Raw genomic sequence first — 1,285 nt, 5'->3', positions numbered from 1 at the left:
CTCTTGGGTGGCGGAAGTGATGAAAATGCAAGCGCTGATACGGCTTCGGGCGAAGATAGCTCCCTCAGCGAAGAGGACTTGGAGCTAGAAACGGACGATGCCAGCAATGCAGCAGAAGAGCTTGCTCCTGGCTTTTCTTCTGTTGCGCGGCATATTCGCAACACTTTGAGTAATCTACTGGACCAATTAGCGTTTCCAAGCAGTGCGACCAGAGAAGTAGCGAAACTGCGTGGTCAAATTGAAAAAGAGCTGGTTTGGTATGAACTTGGCCCTACTTTGGATGATTTGTCTAACTTGATCCTTTCGGTTGTGGGTAAAGGGCAGCGCGAGTTTAGTAACTTTCTGAAGGTGCTCGATGAGCGCTTGAGTAAAGTTCAGGACTTTTTGGTAGAGAGTCAGAGTATTGATGACACCTGGCAAGATAAAAACGAAAAATTTGATCAACATATGCGTGATCAAGTCGATGAAATGACTCAGCGTGTGGGAAAAGCTGTCGATATAGATGATTTGAAACGATCTATTTCGGAGCACTTGGACAGCATATCCAGTGCTGTAGATCAGCATGCTGGTGATGCAGTTGAACACCAGCAAGCAAAAGAAGAAGAGGTCGAGGTCCTAAAAGAGCGCATCAAAGCGATGGAAGAAGAGACTCGTTATATTCGTAAACGCTTGAAGGAAGAGCGAGATAAAGCATTAAAAGATTCTTTAACGTCGTTGCCTAATCGAGAGGCTTATGACGAACGTTTTGAGCTGGAGCTTGAACGTTACAAACGTTATAAAAAGCCGGCTACACTGGTGGTGGCGGATATCGATTTCTTCAAAAGTATTAATGACAACTATGGTCACCTATCGGGCGATAAAGTTCTACAGATTATTGCCAAGGAAATTCAAAATAGAATACGCAAGACCGACTTTGTTGCGCGCTATGGTGGCGAAGAGTTTGTGATTATTTTGCCAGAAACAGATTTGCAAACTGCAAAGCAGGTAATTGAAAAAGTAAGGGAAATGATCGGTCGCTTACCTTTTCATTTTCGCGATGAAAAGATTCAAATTACCATGTCTTTTGGCTTAAGTGTCTTTGAAGAAGGCCTGGATCAGGGGCAGTTATTTGAACGAGCAGACTCTGCACTGTATCAAGCAAAAGAAAATGGCCGAAACAGGGCAGAAGTGCGGAGTGAAGCATCTTCTGACTAGGTAAATTTCGGGTCTTGACCTAGACTTATTGTTAGGGAAAGAAATTAGCAAAGAGCAAAACGGTATGAGTGAGCAGCAGTACGAAATTGTA

The 1,285-nt window shown here is 43.7% G+C and carries 1 protein-coding gene; it reads left to right on the top strand.

All coding sequences use genetic code 11. From position 1 onward, the window contains the following. Positions 1 to 1,194, top strand: a 1,194-nt coding sequence (locus A3729_RS05850) for a GGDEF domain-containing protein (protein WP_156497713.1), incomplete at its 5' end; no start/stop codon positions are given. Positions 1,195 to 1,285: the final 91 nt, after the last annotated feature.

Source organism: Oleiphilus sp. HI0043, assembly GCF_001634935.1.
The sequence above is the reverse complement of the archived record's forward strand: the minus strand, read 5'-3'. Positions and strand labels throughout refer to the sequence as shown.